Origin of the sequence: Pseudomonas sp. B34(2017) (assembly GCF_002112915.1) — a bacterium.
GTDB classification, from domain to species: domain Bacteria; phylum Pseudomonadota; class Gammaproteobacteria; order Pseudomonadales; family Pseudomonadaceae; genus Aquipseudomonas; species Aquipseudomonas pharyngis.
Genome location: NZ_NEJA01000003.1, coordinates 130,191 through 143,588, shown reverse-complemented (window position 1 = coordinate 143,588; position 13,398 = coordinate 130,191). Strand labels below are relative to the sequence as shown.

Annotated in this window: 14 protein-coding genes; all 14 read right to left on the bottom strand. The window is 57.8% G+C overall.

Annotation, left to right across the window (positions count from 1 at the left end; genetic code table 11):
* Window positions 1-77 precede the first annotated feature (77 nt).
* A complete protein-coding gene (gene glmU / locus CAF80_RS10290) occupies window positions 78-1,445 on the bottom strand; it encodes a bifunctional UDP-N-acetylglucosamine diphosphorylase/glucosamine-1-phosphate N-acetyltransferase GlmU (RefSeq protein WP_085667305.1) in 1,368 nt (455 codons plus the stop codon).
* A gap of 118 nt (window positions 1,446-1,563) precedes the next feature.
* The gene (locus CAF80_RS10285; protein WP_007954164.1) at window positions 1,564-1,989 is read right to left on the bottom strand and encodes a F0F1 ATP synthase subunit epsilon; all 426 of its coding nucleotides are present in this window, start codon (window positions 1,987-1,989) and stop codon (window positions 1,564-1,566) included.
* A gap of 45 nt (window positions 1,990-2,034) precedes the next feature.
* The gene (gene atpD / locus CAF80_RS10280) at window positions 2,035-3,411 is read right to left on the bottom strand and encodes a F0F1 ATP synthase subunit beta (RefSeq protein ID WP_007954162.1); all 1,377 of its coding nucleotides are present in this window, start codon (window positions 3,409-3,411) and stop codon (window positions 2,035-2,037) included.
* 27 nt (window positions 3,412-3,438) lie between these two features.
* The gene (atpG, locus tag CAF80_RS10275; RefSeq protein WP_007954161.1) at window positions 3,439-4,299 is read right to left on the bottom strand and encodes a F0F1 ATP synthase subunit gamma; all 861 of its coding nucleotides are present in this window, start codon (window positions 4,297-4,299) and stop codon (window positions 3,439-3,441) included.
* Window positions 4,300-4,349: 50 nt separating this feature from the next.
* Complete coding sequence (atpA, locus tag CAF80_RS10270) at window positions 4,350-5,894, bottom strand: F0F1 ATP synthase subunit alpha (protein ID WP_039764983.1); 1,545 nt, start codon at window positions 5,892-5,894, stop codon at window positions 4,350-4,352.
* A gap of 21 nt (window positions 5,895-5,915) precedes the next feature.
* Entirely contained in the window at window positions 5,916-6,452 is a 537-nt protein-coding gene (locus CAF80_RS10265) for a F0F1 ATP synthase subunit delta (RefSeq protein WP_011336717.1), read from the bottom strand.
* Window positions 6,453-6,464: 12 nt separating this feature from the next.
* The gene (locus CAF80_RS10260; protein WP_007954149.1) at window positions 6,465-6,935 is read right to left on the bottom strand and encodes a F0F1 ATP synthase subunit B; all 471 of its coding nucleotides are present in this window, start codon (window positions 6,933-6,935) and stop codon (window positions 6,465-6,467) included.
* A 57-nt stretch (window positions 6,936-6,992) separates the two neighbouring features.
* Window positions 6,993-7,250, bottom strand: coding sequence for a F0F1 ATP synthase subunit C (gene atpE / locus CAF80_RS10255; protein WP_003097235.1), 258 nt, complete (start codon window positions 7,248-7,250; stop codon window positions 6,993-6,995).
* Between the two features lie 134 nt (window positions 7,251-7,384).
* A complete protein-coding gene (atpB, locus tag CAF80_RS10250) occupies window positions 7,385-8,254 on the bottom strand; it encodes a F0F1 ATP synthase subunit A (RefSeq protein ID WP_039764981.1) in 870 nt (289 codons plus the stop codon).
* A gap of 16 nt (window positions 8,255-8,270) precedes the next feature.
* On the bottom strand, window positions 8,271-8,678 hold the full coding sequence (locus CAF80_RS10245; protein ID WP_003229783.1) for a F0F1 ATP synthase subunit I: 408 nt from the start codon (window positions 8,676-8,678) through the stop codon (window positions 8,271-8,273).
* A 148-nt stretch (window positions 8,679-8,826) separates the two neighbouring features.
* Window positions 8,827-9,699, bottom strand: a complete 873-nt coding sequence (locus tag CAF80_RS10240; RefSeq protein ID WP_011336720.1) for a ParB/RepB/Spo0J family partition protein — start codon at window positions 9,697-9,699, stop codon at window positions 8,827-8,829.
* A 9-nt stretch (window positions 9,700-9,708) separates the two neighbouring features.
* The gene (locus CAF80_RS10235; RefSeq protein ID WP_039764974.1) at window positions 9,709-10,506 is read right to left on the bottom strand and encodes a ParA family protein; all 798 of its coding nucleotides are present in this window, start codon (window positions 10,504-10,506) and stop codon (window positions 9,709-9,711) included.
* 18 nt (window positions 10,507-10,524) lie between these two features.
* Window positions 10,525-11,169: a 16S rRNA (guanine(527)-N(7))-methyltransferase RsmG gene (rsmG, locus tag CAF80_RS10230; RefSeq protein WP_074689784.1), complete on the bottom strand. Its 645-nt coding sequence runs from the start codon at window positions 11,167-11,169 to the stop codon at window positions 10,525-10,527.
* A complete protein-coding gene (gene mnmG / locus CAF80_RS10225; protein ID WP_074689783.1) occupies window positions 11,166-13,064 on the bottom strand; it encodes a tRNA uridine-5-carboxymethylaminomethyl(34) synthesis enzyme MnmG in 1,899 nt (632 codons plus the stop codon). Before mnmG ends, rsmG begins: the two co-directional genes overlap by 4 nt.
* Window positions 13,065-13,398: the final 334 nt, after the last annotated feature.

The following is a 13,398-nucleotide window of genomic DNA, read 5'->3' as shown; positions in this document are numbered from 1 at the left end:
AGCTGCGAATCGTCAAGTCGGTGCCCAAAAAAAGACCGCTGGCAGCGGTCTTTTTTAATTTGAGCATTGTGGATAACTCAGCTCTTCTTGATCTTCTCAGGCCGCTTCCAGCCATCGATGTTCTTCTGCCGCGCCCGGCCAACAGCCAATTGCGCGTTATCCACATTCTGAGTGATGGTCGAGCCGGCTGCAGTAGTTGCACCGGCAGAGATATCCACAGGCGCTACCAGCGAGTTGTTGGAACCGATGAACACATCCTCGCCCAGCACGGTTTTCCACTTGTTGGCGCCATCGTAGTTGCAAGTGATGGTGCCGGCGCCGATGTTGGTGCGTGCACCGATCTCGGCATCGCCCAGGTAAGTCAGGTGCCCGGCCTTGGCGCCCTCGCCCATGCGGGCGTTTTTCAGTTCGACGAAGTTACCCACATGGGCGCGGGCCTCCAGCACAGTGCCCGGACGCAGACGGGCAAACGGGCCGGCATCGCTGCCTTCGCCCAGCACCGCGCCTTCGATATGGCTGTTGGCCTTGACCACCACGCCTTTGCGCAGGGTGCTGTCCTTGATCACGCAGTTCGGGCCGATGATCACATCGTCCTCTATGACAACCTTGCCTTCGAGAATCACGTTGATGTCGATCAGCACATCGCGACCGACGGTCACTTCGCCTCGCACATCGAAACGGGCCGGATCGCGCAGGGTGACACCCTGAGCCATCAGGCGACGACCGGCGCGCAGCTGGTAATGACGCTCCAGCTCGGAGAGCTGTTTGCGATCATTGGCGCCCTGCACTTCCATCGGATCGTGAGGTTGTTCGGTGGCGACGGTCAGGCCATCGCTGACCGCCATCTCGATCACGTCGGTCAGGTAGTACTCGCCCTGAGCGTTGTTGTTCGACAGGCGACTCATCCAGTCCGCCAGACGATTGGCCGGCACTGCCAGGATGCCGGTGTTGCCTTCAGTGATCGCCCGTTGCGCTTCGCTGGCGTCCTTGTGTTCGACGATGGCGGCAACCTTGCCGTCGGCATCGCGCACGATGCGGCCATAACCGGTCGGATCGTCCAGCTCGACGGTGAGCAAGCCCATCTGCCCGGGCACGACGTGTTTGAGCAGACGCTGCAGGGTCTCGACTTCGATCAGCGGCACGTCGCCGTAGAGAATCAGAACGGTATCGGCGGTGATGAACGGCACAGCCTGGGCAGTCGCATGACCGGTGCCCAGCTGCTTGTCCTGCAATACGAAATTGAGATCATCGGCGGCCAGACGTTCACGCACGACATCGGCACCATGGCCGATGACCACGTGAATGCGTTGGGGATCAAGTTGGCGGGCACTGTGGATAACATGGCCGAGCATGGAGTCGCCGGCAATCGGGTGCAGCACTTTTGGCAGCGCGGAACGCATGCGGGTGCCTTGACCGGCCGCGAGGATAACGATTTCAAGAGACATGACTGGCTACCAATCCTGGGTGGTCAGCAACTGCGACCGGGTTTCGGGAATTCTGAAAAGAAAAAAGGGTAGCCGAGGCTACCCTTTTTTATCAATCGCACAACAAGTGGCTGACGGATTAACCGCCAAACTTCTTGCGGATCTGCTGGACGGTGCGCAGCTGAGCTGCAGCCTCGGCCAGACGTGCGGACGCAGCTCCGTAGTCGAAATCTGCGCTCTTCTCATGCAGAGCAGCTTCGGCAGCCTTGAGAGCTGCTTGAGCCTGAGCTTCATCCAGGTCGGCGGCACGTTGCACGGTATCGGCAAGCACCTTGACCATGTTCGGCTGAACCTCGAGGAAACCACCGGAGATGTAGAACACCTCGGCTTCCCCGCCTTGCTTGATCAGGCGGATCGGACCTGGCTTCAGATTAGTGATCAGCGGCGCGTGGCCCAGAGCGATACCAAGATCACCCAGAGCACCGTGCGCAATCACCATCTCGACCAGGCCGGAAAAGATTTCTCCTTCCGCGCTGACGATGTCGCAATGGACTGTCATAGCCATCTGATTGCCTCAACCTAAATTAGCGCCCGTTGCCGGGCGCCTGGATTACAGTTTCTTGGCTTTCTCGATCGCTTCTTCGATGCCGCCGACCATGTAGAACGCTTGTTCTGGCAGGTGGTCGTAGTCACCGTTGAGGATGCCTTTGAAGCCAGCAATGGTGTCTTTCAGGGAAACGTATTTACCCGAAGCACCGGTGAAGACTTCAGCCACGAAGAACGGCTGCGACAAGAAGCGCTGGATCTTACGAGCACGGTTTACCAACTGCTTGTCGGCTTCCGACAGCTCGTCCATACCCAGGATCGCGATGATGTCCTTCAGCTCTTTGTAACGCTGCAGCACGTACTGAACACCACGAGCGGTCTCGTAGTGATCATTGCCGATCACGTTCGGGTCCAGCTGACGCGAAGTCGAGTCCAGTGGGTCTACCGCCGGGTAGATACCCAGGGAAGCGATGTCACGGGACAGAACGACGGTGGCGTCCAGGTGAGCAAACGTGGTCGCTGGCGACGGGTCAGTCAAGTCGTCCGCTGGTACGTATACGGCCTGGATCGAAGTAATCGAACCTTGCTTGGTCGAAGTGATGCGCTCTTGCAGCACGCCCATCTCTTCAGCCAGGGTCGGCTGGTAACCTACTGCCGAAGGCATACGGCCCAGCAGTGCGGATACTTCGGTACCGGCCAGGGTGTAACGATAGATGTTGTCGACGAACAGCAGAACGTCGTTACCTTCGTCACGGAACTTCTCGGCCATGGTCAGACCGGTCAGCGCTACACGCAGACGGTTTCCCGGTGGCTCGTTCATCTGACCGTAGACCAGGGCTACCTTGTCGAGAACGTTGGAGTCCTTCATCTCGTGGTAGAAGTCGTTACCCTCACGAGTACGCTCACCCACACCGGCGAACACGGAATAACCGCTGTGCTCGATGGCGATGTTACGGATCAGTTCCATCATGTTTACGGTCTTGCCTACACCGGCACCACCGAACAGACCGACTTTACCGCCCTTGGCGAACGGGCAAACCAGGTCGATAACCTTGATGCCAGTTTCCAGCAGCTCGTTGCCACCGGCCTGTTCAGCGAAGGAAGGAGCGGCGCGGTGGATACCCCAGCGCTCTTCTTCGCCGATCGGGCCAGCTTCGTCGATCGGGTTGCCCAGTACGTCCATGATCCGGCCCAGAGTCGCTTTACCGACCGGTACGGAGATGGCTGCGCCAGTGTTGTTGACGTCCAGACCGCGCTTCAAGCCTTCGGTGGAGCCCATCGCAATGGTACGAACCACGCCGTCGCCCAGCTGCTGCTGAACTTCCAGAGTGGTTTCGGCGCCTTGAACCTTCAAGGCGTCGTAGATGCTCGGTACGCTGTCGCGTGGAAATTCCACGTCGATAACGGCGCCGATGATTTGAACGATACGTCCGCTACTCATAGCTGGATCCTCTGAATATTTGAACCGTTAAACCGCGGCAGCGCCGCCGACGATTTCCGAGATCTCTTGGGTGATCGCAGCCTGACGCGCCTTGTTGTAGATCAGCTGCAAATCGCTGATCAAATCACCGGCGTTGTCGGTAGCGTTCTTCATCGCGATCATCCGCGCAGCCTGTTCAGCCGCGTTGTTCTCGACCACCGCCTGGTACACCTGCGACTCCACGTAACGCACCATCAAGCCGTCAAGCAGCTCTTTGGCGTCTGGTTCGTAGAGGTAGTCCCAGTGGTGCTTGAGTTCTTGATCCGGGGTCGCCACCAATGGAATCAACTGCTCCACGGTAGGCTGTTGCGTCATGGTGTTGATGAACTTGTTGGATACCACGGACAGGCGGTCGATACGGCCGTCCAGGTAGGCATCCAGCATCACCTTGACGCTGCCGATCAGATCATTGATCGACGGCTCTTCACCCAGGTGGCTGATAGCTGCAACGACGTTACCGCCGAAGTTGCGGAAAAAGGCCGCACCCTTGCTACCAACGACACACAGATCGATCTCGACGCCGTTTTCGCGGTTTACCGCCATGTCCTTGACCAGGGCCTTGAACAGGTTGGTGTTCAAGCCGCCGCACAGACCACGGTCACTGCTCACCACGACATAACCGACGCGCTTTACTTCGCGATCGATCATGAACGGATGGCGGTATTCCGGGTTGGCGTTGGCCAGATGCCCAATTACCTGGCGGATACGCTCCGCATAAGGACGGCTAGCAGCCATGCGCATTTGTGCCTTGCGCATTTTGCTGACCGCCACTTTTTCCATGGCGCTGGTAATTTTTTGCGTGCTTTTGATGCTCGCAATCTTACTGCGAATCTCTTTTGCGCCTGCCATGTAACACCTATCAGGTTAGCAAGCGGGAGCCTTGCGGCTCCCGCTGCGGCTTACCAGGTTTGGGTGGCCTTGAACTTCTCGATACCAGCCTTCAGGCCAGCGTCGATTTCGTCATTGAAGTCACCTTTAACGTTGATCTTCGCCATCAAATCGGCGTGATCGCGGTTGAAGAAAGCAATCAGCGCTTGTTCGAAGCTGCCGATCTTGGCGATTTCAATGTCAGTCAGGAACCCACGCTCAGCGGCATACAGCGACAGCGACATGTCGGCGATCGACATTGGCGCGTATTGCTTCTGCTTCATCAGCTCGGTAACGCGCTGACCATGCTCAAGTTGCTTGCGGGTCGCTTCGTCCAGGTCAGAAGCGAACTGGGCGAATGCCGCCAGTTCACGGTACTGAGCCAGAGCGGTACGGATACCACCGGACAGCTTCTTGATGATCTTGGTCTGAGCGGCACCACCCACACGGGATACCGAAACACCGGCGTTCACTGCAGGGCGGATGCCCGAGTTGAACATGGCCGATTCCAGGAAGATCTGACCGTCGGTGATGGAAATCACGTTGGTCGGAACGAACGCGGAAACGTCGCCAGCCTGGGTTTCGATGATCGGCAGTGCGGTCAGGGAACCGGTTTTGCCGGTCACTGCGCCGTTGGTGAACTTCTCTACGTACTCTTCCGAAACGCGGGATGCACGCTCCAGCAGACGGGAGTGGAGATAGAACACGTCGCCTGGGTAAGCTTCACGGCCTGGTGGACGGCGCAGCAGCAGGGAAATCTGGCGGTAAGCCACTGCTTGCTTGGACAGATCGTCATAGACGATCAGCGCGTCTTCACCGCGGTCGCGGAAGAATTCACCCATGGTGCAACCGGAGTACGGAGCCAGGAATTGCAGTGCTGCAGATTCCGAGGCGCTCGCTGCAACGATGATGGTGTTAGCCAGTGCACCGTTTTCTTCCAGCTTGCGAACCACGTTGGCGATGGTCGATTGCTTCTGACCGATTGCCACGTAGACGCAGAAAATGCCGCTGTCTTTCTGGTTGATGATCGCGTCGATCGCCAGAGCGGTTTTACCGATCTGACGGTCACCGATGATCAGCTCACGCTGGCCACGGCCGACAGGGATCATGGCATCGACAGCCTTGTAGCCAGTCTGTACAGGCTGGTCTACCGACTTACGCCAGATCACGCCCGGAGCAACTTTCTCGACCGCGTCGGTCTCGGTGTTGCCCAGTGGACCTTTGCCGTCAACAGGGTTACCCAGTGCGTCGACAACGCGACCCAGCAGTTCCTTACCAACCGGAACTTCGAGGATGCGGCCGGTGCACTTGGCGCTCATGCCTTCAGCCAGACTGGTGTACGCGCCCAGTACAACGGCACCTACGGAGTCTTGCTCCAGGTTGAGGGCCATACCGTAGACGCCGCCCGGAAACTCGATCATCTCGCCGTACATGACGTCGGCCAGACCGTGAATCCGCACGATGCCGTCAGATACGCTGACGACAGTGCCTTCGTTACGGGCTTGGGAGGTCACATCGAGCTTTTCGATGCGGCCCTTGATAATTTCACTTATTTCGGAAGGATTGAGTTGCTGCATTGCTCTGCTGCCCCTTCAAACTCAAGATTTCAATGCTTCGGCAAGTTTCGCGATTTTGCCGCGAATCGAGCCATCGATAACCAGGTCGCCGGCGCGGATGACCACACCCCCGATAAGGGAGCTGTCTTCCTCGACTTGCAGGCGCACTTCCCGGTTGAGTCGTGCACTGAGAACCTTGGCGAGTTTGTCTTGCTGTTCTTGGTTCAATGCAAAAGCACTGGTCACTTCAACGTCTACCGATTTCTCTTGCTCGGCCTTGTACAGGTCGAAAAGAGCGGCGATCTCCGGCAGAAGCGGGAGACGGTCGTTTTCGGCAACGACATTGATGAAGTTCTGTGCCTTGGCATCAAACTTGTCGCCGCACACGTCAATGAACGTGGCGGCCTTTTCTGCGCTCGTCAGTCGCGGGGCCTTGAGCACGCGCTGCATGGTGTCGTCTTGCGACACCGCTGCTGCCAGGCCGAGCATGGCTGACCAATTGGCCAGTTGCTGGTGGGCCTGAGCGTGCTCGAAGGCCGCCTTAGCGTAAGGTCGGGCCAACGTGGTCAGTTCTGCCATGATCGCCCTCGCTTAGATTTCAGCAGCCAGTTGGTTAACCAGCTCTGCGTGCGCGTTTTGATCGATTGTGGCACCCAGGATCTTCTCGGCGCCGCCGACAGCCAGCAAGCCCACTTGGGCGCGCAGCTTGTCTTTGACACTGTTCAGTTCCTGTTCGATCTCGGCTTGAGCCTGAACCTTCACACGGTCAGCGTCGACGCGGGCCTTTTCAACGGCCTCTTCGACAATCTGGTTACCGCGTTTCTTGGCTTGCTCGATGATTTCAGCTGCCTGAGCTTTCGCTTCGCGCAGTTGCTGACCCGCTTTCTCTTGGGCCAACTCCAGGTCGCGAGCTGCACGGCTGGCAGCGTCCAGACCATCAGCGATCTTCTTTTGACGTTCGTGCAGAGCTGCGATGACCGGAGGCCATACGAACTTCATGCAGAACAGTACAAAAATCAGGAACGCAACGGACTGGCCAATCAGGGTCGCATTAATGTTCACGCCAACACCTCGCAGTTACGTTGTCCATCACACCAAATCACTCGGAGATCCGAATGATTAGCCAGCGATCTGACCAACGAACGGGTTCGCAAAGGTGAAGAACAGAGCGATACCAACACCGATCATGGTTACGGCGTCGAGCAGACCGGCAACGATGAACATTTTAACTTGCAGCATTGGAACCATTTCTGGCTGACGCGCTGCGCCTTCCAGGAACTTGCCGCCCAGCAGGCCGAAACCAATTGCGGTACCCAGTGCGCCCAGGCCGATCAACAGTGCAACAGCGATAGCGGTTAGACCAACTACAGTTTCCATCTTTCCTCCCGACTTTTACGTCGTATGGTTTAGGTTTTTTAGATTAAAGCGGTAAAACAAATCGTTTCATGGTGCCCCGTGAGGAGCCCCTTCCCGTTTGACCGGGAAGGACATCAGACTAGTCGAGACTGGTCTTAATGGTTTTCTTCGTGCGCCATCGACAGGTAGACGATGGTCAGCATCATGAAGATGAACGCCTGCAGGGTGATGATCAGGATGTGGAACACAGCCCACGCCCACTGCAGGACAACGCCCAGGCCGCTGAGCCAGAGCAGGCCGCTGCCGAACATCACAGCGATCAGGATGAACACCAGCTCGCCGGCATACATGTTGCCGAACAGACGCAGAGCCAGAGAGATCGGTTTGGCGATCAGGGTCACGAATTCCAGCAGGAAGTTCACCGGGATCAGCAGGGCCTGAACGAAGATGTTCTTGCTGCCGAACGGGTGCAGGGTCAGTTCGCCGATGAAACCGCCGATGCCCTTGACCTTGATGCTATAGAAAATGATCAGTGCGAAAACCGAGAACGCCATGCCCAGGGTCGCGTTCGGGTCGGTAGTCGACACGGCGCGGAACGGGATGTGGTGGTCGCCGGAGATCAGGATGGCCAGCTGAGGAATCCAGTCGACCGGTACCAGGTCGACGGCGTTCATCAGGAACACCCAGACGAAGATGGTCAGTGCCAGCGGTGCGATCACCGGGCTACGGCCATGGAAGCTGTCTTTCACGCTGCCATCGACGAATTCGACCAGGACTTCAACGAAGTTCTGCAGTGCACCCGGCTGACCGGAAGTCGCCTTCTTGGCCGCCATGCGGAAAAGAATGACGAAGATCAGACCCAGCGCGACCGACCAGCCGAGGGTATCGACGTGGAAAGCCCAGAAGCCCATTTCCTTGGCTTCTGCTGCGGTGTGGGCAAAGCCCCAGCCGCCGTTGGGTAGCTGACCGAAGGTCAGGTTCTGCAAGTGGTGCTGGATATAGCCCGAAGCGGTTGTTTCTGCCATGGTTGCCTCAAACGCCCTAAGGTCTCGAAAGTCTTGTTCTCATCAGCAGGGGAGCGAACCAGCTGACCGACTGAGTCAGCACGAAGGCGCCGAATACAGCGATCGGCGCCAGTGGCTTCACACCTGCAAACACCAGTGCAAACAGCACTGCCGTCAAAATCAGTTTGCCTGCCTCGCCGGCATAGAAAGACCGGACGATGGACTGGGCTGCTCGGGCGCCGGAAAACCGAAATGCCTTGTGAGCGAAATAAACATTGGGCAGCAAGGCTATCAGGCCTCCGCAAAGTCCCGAGTATCCGGCAACGACTCCGTGCCATTGCCAGAGCGCCAAAGCGGCAATGAGCAAAATGACAAATTGAGCCATTAACACCGGAAAAACCGCCAGGCGATGGAACGGCAGGCGGTTTGGCTTGCGGGTTTCCATCACTATTGCTCTCCAATGGTCGGCTGCCGAAATTCAATAACTTGGCATAATTTGTGCCGACAAAATGCGCGCAGAGTATAGGGGCGGTTCTGCCCCTATTCAACTGTCAGGTAGTGATTTCCGACTGCGCGCTACAAGAGGAATTGTTTCAGCGGATGTGTGCGAGCACACCTTGAAGCTCATCGAGGGAGTTGTATCCGATCACCAGCTGACCCTTGCCCTTCTTCCCGTGGCGGATCTGCACCGCAGAGCCCAGGCGCTCGGCCAGACGCTGTTCGAGGCGGGCGATATCCGGGTCAGGTTTGGCAGGCTCTACCGGCTCCGGTTTGCCACTCAACCATTGGCGAACCAGTGCCTCAGTTTGGCGCACGGTAAGACCGCGTGCGACAACATGTCGCGCCCCTTCCACCTGCTGATTGTCCGGCAGACCGAGCAATGCACGGGCATGACCCATCTCCAGGTCGCCATGGGACAACATGGTCTTGATGACTTCCGGCAGCGCAATCAGGCGCAACAGGTTGGCCACGGTGACGCGGGACTTACCCACAGCCTCGGCCACCTGTTGCTGAGTGAGCTGGAATTCCTGCTGCAAGCGCTGCAGGGCTACCGCCTCTTCGATCGGGTTCAGGTCTTCGCGCTGGATGTTCTCGATCAGCGCAATGGCGATTGCCGTTTCATCCGGCACATCGCGCACCATCGCCGGGATGGTTTCCTGCCCGGCTTGTTGACTCGCGCGCCAGCGACGCTCGCCGGCAATGATTTCAAAACGACCACCACCAATCGGGCGAACCACGATCGGCTGCATCACGCCCTGGGCCTTGATCGACTGCGCCAGCTCTTCCAGCGCCTGCGGATCCATGTCCCGGCGTGGCTGATACTTGCCGCGCTGCAGCAGGTCCAGCGGCAGGTGCTGCAACTCGCGGCTGTCAGCCTGCGCCGCTTGTTCTTCCAGCGAGCTGACAGTCGGACCGCTCAACAGCGCATCCAGTCCTCGTCCGAGACCTCGTTTCTTGACGGCCATGGGGATTCCTTAAGTTGGCTGGGCAGCGGCGGTGCGTGAATTTTTGCGCTGACGGCGAACCATCTCGCCCGCCAGGGCCAGATAGGCCAGCGCGCCACGCGATTGCTTGTCGTAGGCCAGCGCCGGCATGCCGTAGCTCGGTGCTTCGGCCAGACGAATGTTGCGCGGGATCACCGTGTCGTACAGTTGATCGCCGAAGTGTTCCTTGAGCTGGGCTGAAACGTCGTTCATCAGGCTCAGACGCGGGTCGTACATGGTCCGCAACAGGCCTTCGACTTTCAGGTTCGGGTTCAGCAGTTCAGCGATGCGCTTGATGTTATCCACAAGGTCGCTCAGACCTTCGAGCGCAAAGTACTCGCACTGCATGGGGATAATGACCCCGTCAGCGGCGACCAGTGCGTTCAGCGTGAGCATCGACAGTGACGGCGGGCAGTCGATCAGAATGTAATCGTAGTTCTCGCGGATCGGCGCCAGCGCGCTGCGCAGACGGCTTTCTTTCATCTGCATTTCCAGCAACACCACTTCGGCCGCCGTCAGGTCACGGTTGGCCGGCAGCAGTTGATAGCCGCCATGTTCGGAGTAGTGCATTGCCTGGGCCAGATCGCATTCGCCGATCAGCAGGTCATAGACCGAGTTTTCCAGGCCATGCTTATCCACACCGCTACCCATGGTGGCGTTGCCCTGTGGATCGAGATCGATCAACAGCACCCGGCGCTTGGTCGCGACCAGGGATGCTGCGAGGTTGATGCAGGTGGTGGTCTTGCCCACACCACCCTTCTGGTTCGCTATCGCGAATACCTTAGCCATTCTTGCTTGTGTTCCCAATCATGCCGTGCGGCGCAGTATCAGCAGATGGCGTTGGCCTTGGCAACCGGGTACGGCCAGGGCGTGTTCGCTATCGAGTTTGAAGTCTGCCGGCAATGCTACCAGCTCATCCGCCGGATGGACGCCCTTCATTGCCAGCCAGCGCGTATCGGCGTCGCCGAGGTGGCGAGTCCAGTTGGTGAAGTTCTCCATGCTGCTGAACGCCCGGGAAATGATCCCGTTGAACGGCTGTGCAGGCTGGAAGGCTTCGACGCGACTGTGGATAACTTGCAGGTTATCCAGTTTGAGTTCGAGTTTGACCTGGGTCAGGAAGCGGGTTTTCTTGCCGTTGCTGTCCAGACAGGTCACCTGCGAGTCCGGATACAGGATCGCCAGAGGGATCCCCGGCATACCGCCGCCGCTGCCGACATCCAGCCAGCGCCCATTTTCGATGAACGACATCACGCTCAGGCTATCGAGCAAATGACGGGAAACCATTTCGTCCGGATCGCGAACGGCAGTCAGGTTGTAGGCCTGGTTCCATTTGATCAACAGGGCCAGATAACCAAGCAGCAGTTCGTGCTGGGTTTCAGTGAGATTGACACCGAGCTCGCTGGCTCCTGTGGATAACTCTTCGGCGTGTTGCGAAGTGACCTTAGAACTCAAGCGCTTTGCTCCAACTGACGGCCCGCGCCGCGTTTTTTCAAATGAATCATCAACAGCGAGATCGCTGCCGGGGTCACACCGGGGATCCGCGAAGCCTGGCCCAGCGTCTCGGGACGCGTGGCACCCAGCTTGCTCTGGATCTCCTTGGAGAGACCGGAAATGTTGGTGTAATCGATATCCACAGGCAGTTTCGTGTCTTCACTGGCACGCAGACGGGCGATTTCGTCCTGTTGGCGATCGATGTAACCGGCGTACTTGGTCTTGATCTCGACCTGTTCGGCGACCTGTGGATCTTCGGCGCCCTGCCCGGTCACTTCGACCAGACCAGCGTAGTCGATTTCCGGACGGCTCAAGAGATTGAGCAAGTTGTATTCGTGAGTCAGCGGCGTGCCGAATTTGTCGGCAATCGCATCGCCCTGCGCGGTGCCCGGGCGAACCCAGGTGCTTTTCAGGCGTTGCTCTTCGATTTCGATGCTTTCGCGTTTCTTGCAGAACGCTGCCCAGCGCGCGTCATCGACCAGGCCCAGTTCGCGACCTTTTTCGGTCAGACGCAGGTCGGCGTTGTCCTCACGCAGGATCAGGCGGTACTCGGCACGGGAAGTGAACATGCGGTACGGCTCTTGGGTACCGAGGGTGATCAGGTCGTCGACCAATACCCCAATGTAGGCTTCGTCGCGACGCGGGCACCAGGCTTCTTTGCCTTTCGCACGCAATGCGGCGTTGGCACCGGCGAGCAAACCCTGCGCACCGGCTTCTTCGTAACCGGTGGTGCCGTTGATCTGGCCAGCGAAGAACAGGCCGCCGATGACTTTGGTTTCCAGGCTGTACTTCAGGTCGCGCGGATCGAAATAGTCGTACTCGATCGCATAACCCGGACGCACGATGTGCGCATTTTCCATGCCGCGGATCGATTGCACGATCTGCAATTGCACGTCGAACGGCAAGCTTGTGGATATCCCGTTCGGATAAAGCTCATGGGTGGTCAGGCCTTCCGGCTCGATGAACACCTGATGGCTTTCCTTGTCGGCAAATCGGTGAATCTTGTCTTCGATCGACGGGCAATAACGCGGACCAATGCCTTCGATTTCGCCTGCAGCGGAATACATCGGCGAGCGATCGAGGTTCGCGGCAATGATTTCGTGAGTGCGGGCGTTGGTGTGGGTAATCCAGCAACTGACTTGCCGTGGATGTTGTTCCTTGTTGCCCATGAACGACATCACCGGGATCGGCGTATCGCCTGGCTGCTCGGTCATCACCGAGAAATCCACAGACTTGCCGTCGATACGTGGTGGCGTACCGGTTTTCAGGCGACCGACACGCAGCGGCAATTCACGCAGACGATGCGCCAGGGCGATCGATGGTGGATCACCGGCGCGACCACCGGAAAAATTCTGCAAGCCGATGTGGATAAGTCCGCCCAGGAACGTACCGGTGGTCAAAACCACGGAATCGGCGAAGAAACGCAGACCCATTTGCGTGACGACACCGCGTACCTGTTCCTGCTCGACGATCAGGTCGTCAGCGGCTTGTTGAAATATCCACAGGTTCGGCTGGTTTTCCAGTATTTCGCGGACAGCGGCTTTGTACAAAATCCGGTCGGCTTGCGCACGGGTCGCCCGTACGGCCGGGCCTTTGCGGCTGTTCAACACGCGAAACTGGATACCGCCCAGATCGGTGGCCATGGCCATCGCGCCGCCGAGGGCGTCGATTTCCTTGACCAGATGGCTTTTGCCGATGCCACCGATAGCCGGGTTGCAACTCATGGCACCGAGGGTTTCCACGTTGTGCGTCAGCAGAAGGGTTTTTGCACCCATGCGTGCTGAGGCCAGTGCTGCCTCGGTACCGGCATGACCGCCGCCGATGACGATCACTTCAAAACGGGAAGGGAAATCCACCACGCACCTCGTGCCTGCTTAAGTAGGTAATTCAGGAATAGTTTGAGATCAGGTTTCTGGACCTGGTCGGCAAGTATAGGGACTTCGCCCTTCCTAAAGAACCCTTTGCACAAAATTTAACCAGCTGTGGAGAACTCGCGGTTAAAAGAATAAAAAAGAGAGAAATTTATAAAACCTTTGTTTTAAAGCTTATTCTTACTGCCCATGATTTCTGTGGATAGATTTACACAGGCCTTTATTTTCAATGTGTACAGAGATTCAAAACCCTGTGGCCATGTCGCCATGAGGCCGTTGGATAACCGGTGTAAGCCTGTGGATGAAAGGGTAGGTTATC

What these genes read in the sequence shown, in the direction of transcription:
- atpD (WP_007954162.1), bottom strand. Translation starts at nt 3,411, where the DNA reads ATGAGTAGCGGACGTATCGTTCAAATCATCGGCGCCGTTATCGACGTG.
- glmU (WP_085667305.1), bottom strand. Translation starts at nt 1,445, where the DNA reads ATGTCTCTTGAAATCGTTATCCTCGCGGCCGGTCAAGGCACCCGCATG.
- CAF80_RS10265 (WP_011336717.1), bottom strand. Translation starts at nt 6,452, where the DNA reads ATGGCAGAACTGACCACGTTGGCCCGACCTTACGCTAAGGCGGCCTTC.
- CAF80_RS10285 (WP_007954164.1), bottom strand. Translation starts at nt 1,989, where the DNA reads ATGGCTATGACAGTCCATTGCGACATCGTCAGCGCGGAAGGAGAAATC.
- atpB (WP_039764981.1), bottom strand. Translation starts at nt 8,254, where the DNA reads ATGGCAGAAACAACCGCTTCGGGCTATATCCAGCACCACTTGCAGAAC.
- atpE (WP_003097235.1), bottom strand. Translation starts at nt 7,250, where the DNA reads ATGGAAACTGTAGTTGGTCTAACCGCTATCGCTGTTGCACTGTTGATC.
- CAF80_RS10235 (WP_039764974.1), bottom strand. Translation starts at nt 10,506, where the DNA reads ATGGCTAAGGTATTCGCGATAGCGAACCAGAAGGGTGGTGTGGGCAAG.
- CAF80_RS10240 (WP_011336720.1), bottom strand. Translation starts at nt 9,699, where the DNA reads ATGGCCGTCAAGAAACGAGGTCTCGGACGAGGACTGGATGCGCTGTTG.
- atpG (WP_007954161.1), bottom strand. Translation starts at nt 4,299, where the DNA reads ATGGCAGGCGCAAAAGAGATTCGCAGTAAGATTGCGAGCATCAAAAGC.
- CAF80_RS10245 (WP_003229783.1), bottom strand. Translation starts at nt 8,678, where the DNA reads ATGGAAACCCGCAAGCCAAACCGCCTGCCGTTCCATCGCCTGGCGGTT.
- atpA (WP_039764983.1), bottom strand. Translation starts at nt 5,894, where the DNA reads ATGCAGCAACTCAATCCTTCCGAAATAAGTGAAATTATCAAGGGCCGC.